Raw genomic sequence first — 4,504 nt, forward strand, 5'->3', positions numbered from 1 at the left:
TCTACGGCATCCGGTGGCACATTCTTATTGATATAAAAACGGGTATATTGCCTTAGAGCTGCCTCAATGCCTTGCTTAACTTGGGAGTCGTCTAAGCGTAACTTGCCATTTTTATCAATTAGTTTGACATTGTAGGCTTCTAGAAATTGCTCAAAATTGTTGTAGGTATCTAAGCTCAGGGACATAGGCATGCCGATACTATACATATTGGGATAACTGCTCTGACGCAATTGTCCCTGAACCTCCTCCCAAAACCGCCAAAATCCCTGCCAATCTCTGGGAATTGACCCCTTTGCCTGACCAATCTCGGTCAGGATGTCTTGCCAGTAGTGAATATGGATGGCTGATTGCATAATTGGTACAGCATAGTAGCTACGTTTTTTAGCAACTTTGTTTTGATAATTGACTCCAGCCAGAACCCCTTCACTGTACCAGTTTTTCAGAGGCTGTATCACATCAGACACATCTACCAGTTGATTATTCCATGCCAGACGGGGAATAATGGTCAAGTCTGCTACCCCTGCATAGAAAATGTCAGGAGGGTTACCTGATGCGATCGCACTCTCGATTTCTTTGAGAATATCCTTCTGAGGTATGATGACTAATTGAACTTTAATCCCACTGTTTTTTTCCCACTTGTCGATGATTGTCCGGAGTGCATCCGTTTCTTCTGGATAAAAACCCTGTTGCCACCAGATGCTAAGTGTTTTAGCTGTGTCAAAGGTTGATGATTGTCTTGATGATTGTCTTAATGATTGGAAATTGTGAGTACAGTTAGCCAATCCCAAACCAAGGAAAAACCAAGGGAGTTGATTGAATTCCCGTCGTCGCATAAGTCTTTAACCGTTACACTTATCAAGTCCTTTAGTATGATATTATCCAGTACTGTGTGAATAAACCTCTTGCAAAAGTATTTTTCTGATAGTGTTTGCGTCAATTATTGGGTGAATCTCACTCTTGCATAATTTCATCCATTGAGATGCACCCATTCCTACTCCCTACTCCCTACTCCCTACTCCCTACTCCCATTAACCCAAGACGAAAGTACTTCACCGAATTTAAAACTACTATAGTAAGTAATGGATAATAGGTAATGGGTAATAACTAATCCTACAGGAGTAATCACAATTACCTAATACCTAATACCTATTCCCAACATATTACAATACCGATCCTCTCGGACATGAAATGATTTAGTCTTATACTTTTTTTAAAAATACCTGAGTAACTTAATAAATCTCAAAAAAGTTAAAGGTTAAAAGGGAAAGGTAAGCATATGGGCGTAGCGCATATGCTGAATGCTTACGAAAATTGGTCTCATATCATGTCAGGATAATTACCTTTAATAAAAATCTACCCTATTTCCCCATTTCCCCATCTCCCCACACTTCCCACACGAACCAACTTCCCACCTTCTCCTTAATTATGGGTATTCAACCAAACTTGATATTACAGTACCTCAGTCATCAACCCACTCCAATTGCAACAGCTGCTCCAACAAAGCAAGTAACTGATCCTGGTCAACGGGTTTCGGTATAAAACCTTCACAGCCCAGCATCTGACTCTGCTTCTGGACTATGTCAAAAGTACGGGCTGAAAGGGCAATGATCGGCACATTTTTCAGATCGGGTATTTCCCGAATTTCTGGCACCATGGTAAAAGCAGTTTTGACCGGCATGAATAAATCAGTCAAAATCAGATCGGGTCGGATCGCTATGGCGACATCCAATCCCTGCTGACCATTTTCTGCCGTTACCACCTCAAAGCCTAACGGTTCAAGCATGTTGAGTAATACCAACCGATTTTCTTTGTTATCATCCACCACTAGCAGTTTGCGTCGTTTTCCGTGGTAACCCATCACTTGACCTGCAATATTCCGTTTTGCTTCGGTAACTTTAACCACAGGTAAGGCAACATCAAACCAAAACATTGACCCCTTACTTAACTCGCTTTTAACGTTTAGTTGGCTTCCCATCAATTCCACCAACTGCCGAGATATGGCTAAGCCTAAGCCGCTTCCAGCTGCCCGATATTTGCTATCCCCCGTTTGTTCAAAGGGTTGGAAAATATTATCTAATTGTTGAGGGCTAATTCCTATCCCGGTATCAATCACCTCAAAGCGAATCGTCCGATGTTGGATTTTGGAATCTTTCCCCTGATCAAGGGAGGTAGGGTTTTGGTCTTGAATCACTCCAACGTTGAAAGTTACATTGCCTTGGTCGGTAAATTTGACTGCATTGTCTAACAAGTTGATCAGTACCTGTCGGAGCCGTTTATCGTCTGCCTTAACACCAGTTGGTAAATTACTTTTTTCTTCAAATCTCAACACAATATCTTTTTCACTAGCTCGCATGCGGATGATTCCCACAACTTCCTCTAAGAAGGTTGGTAAATTAAATTCTGTGGAATACAGTGCCATTTTGCCAGCTTCGATTTTGGAAAAGTCTAAGATATCGTTGATCAAAGTCAACAAATGGCTACCGCTTTTCTGAATAATTTTTAAGCCTTCCAGTTGCTTGGCAGTTAAATTTCGTTCACCTTTGGAGGCGGCTAAAGCCGCCTCACGTTGGAGAATTTGAGCATATCCTATAATACCGTTTAGGGGAGTACGGAGTTCATGACTCATGTTAGCTAGGAATTCACTCTTGGCTTGGTTAGCTACTTCTGCTTTTTGTTTAGCCTCTTGGAGATAGGCATTTTGTTCAGCAAGGGTTTTGCTTAAACAATTGAGTTTTAAATGGAGCCTGACTCTAGCTAATACCTCTTCTTGTTCAAAGGGTTTTGGGATATAGTCTACTGCACCATAAGATAATCCTTTTATCTTATGGTTTATATCAGCAAACGCGGTCATAAAAATTATTGGAATATCTTTAGATATTGGATTATTTTTTAGTTTTTTACAGGTTTCAAATCCATCAATACCTGGCATATTTACATCTAACAATATGAGATCAGGTGGTTCATATTCTACTTGTTCAATAGTTCCTTCACCATCCATTTCTACTCTGACTTTAAACCCAGCACTTTCCAAAGTTTTGTAGAGAACTGATAAATTATTGGGATTATCATCAACGATTAAAATTGTTCCAGTGTTTGGTGATTGGTTCATTTTTACTTATTGATATATTTCCTAATCGCCAAGGTATGAGAGCAAGTCCGGAGGTGCGCTTGACCCATTAAGAATTAAATTCGCGCACCTTTAGGCAAAGCCAAACGCGGGGCGCGAACGGGCGCGCACCTCTTAATCACTTCGTATTCAGGGAAATTGTGACTTGTTACTTATTACTCGTTACTTGTTACTTGTTATTTTGTAGTGTAAGGATTTTGCTAGCTGACTATAGGCTAGTCAGTGAGACGCTCACACTCCACTTAAACATTTCAGATGTTCCGAGATCAGTGTTAAACCGGACATGATCTGACTTGGACTAATAATCTCTTGAAGCTGATCCTCGAAGACAGGGAATGGGATTTCCCGTTGACGGCTGAGTGTATTCAGTCAACCGTTAACAGTTAACCGTCAACACTACCGATTGCTGATTAGCTCGCCGAAAGTCGTGATCAACTAGTGTCTTGATTCAGTGATGGGATAAGCTGAAATCATCCCGCCTTTGTGTACGCTTTTTGATAAGCTTTTGTCTACGCTTATGGTTACCTCCTCTTGGTCGTGAATTCTCTATATGTATACTTCCCCTTCTGTAACTCAGAAGTAACACCACAAAATGGAACTGAAGTAATTTTCGGCTCTTGAGTTATGCCAAATGGTTTGAATCATGAAAACAGCTCTAGCAACACCATGCAACATATCAAATCTATTTCCCTAGCAATTTTACTATTGGCTTCGGTTGTATATCTGCCAAGCTGCAACCTCACTGGGGCTAAGAAGAACTCCAACTCAACTAGTAGCTCTTCTACTAAAGTTTTAGAGCAAACCCCTGATAGTCGTCTGGTGGAGGAATTGACAACTAGCTATCTCAACAAAACCCCAGCTAGGGCAGTTGCGACTCAGCTAAGCGTTGAACAAGGCCAGGCTTTGCAAGACCAATTTGTACAACAGTTGAGCTCTAGTTTAGGCAAAGTTGTAGGTTACAAAGCCGGACTGACTAATCCTGCTGCTCAAGAGCGCTTCAAAGTCTCTGAACCCATACGAGGTGTACTTCTCGAAAAGATGTTGCTCAACAGTGGAGCGGTTGTCCCTGCCAAATTCGGTGCTCGACCTGTATATGAAGGAGACTTAATCGTTAGAGTTGGTAGCGAAGAGATTAATAGTGCTACTACCCCTAAAGAAGCATTAGCTGCTCTTGATGCTGTCATTCCCTTCATGGAACTGCCAGATTTAGTTTATGACCCAAAAGTGAGTCTTGATGGCACTGCTTTGGTAGCCATTAATGTCGGTGCTCGCTTGGGAGTTTTAGGAACACCGATTCCTTTATCTGCTACCCCTGATTGGGAAGAACGATTAAAAAATATCAAGATTGTAATGGTAGATAAGGCTGGCAATCAGTTA

3 protein-coding genes are annotated in these 4,504 nt (G+C 41.3%); 1 reads left to right on the forward strand and 2 read right to left on the reverse strand.

Features of this window, described 5'->3' with window-relative positions; all coding sequences use genetic code 11:
• Positions 1-833 (reverse strand): extracellular solute-binding protein (locus tag F6K53_RS35245; RefSeq protein ID WP_293083931.1); only part of this gene is annotated, 833 nt, incomplete at its 3' end.
• Positions 834-1,459: 626 nt separating this feature from the next.
• On the reverse strand, positions 1,460-3,109 hold the full coding sequence (locus F6K53_RS35250) for a response regulator (RefSeq protein WP_075896347.1): 1,650 nt from the start codon (positions 3,107-3,109) through the stop codon (positions 1,460-1,462).
• 642 nt (positions 3,110-3,751) lie between these two features.
• Here F6K53_RS35250 and F6K53_RS35255 point away from each other — a divergent pair.
• On the forward strand, positions 3,752-4,504 hold a 753-nt coding region (locus F6K53_RS35255; protein WP_293083934.1), incomplete at its 3' end, for a hydratase.

The sequence above is a fragment of the Moorena sp. SIO4A1 genome, from assembly GCF_010672065.1.
Taxonomy (GTDB): Bacteria; Cyanobacteriota; Cyanobacteriia; order Cyanobacteriales; family Coleofasciculaceae; genus Moorena.

What these genes read in the sequence shown, in the direction of transcription:
- F6K53_RS35250 (WP_075896347.1), bottom strand. Translation starts at nt 3,109, where the DNA reads ATGAACCAATCACCAAACACTGGAACAATTTTAATCGTTGATGATAAT.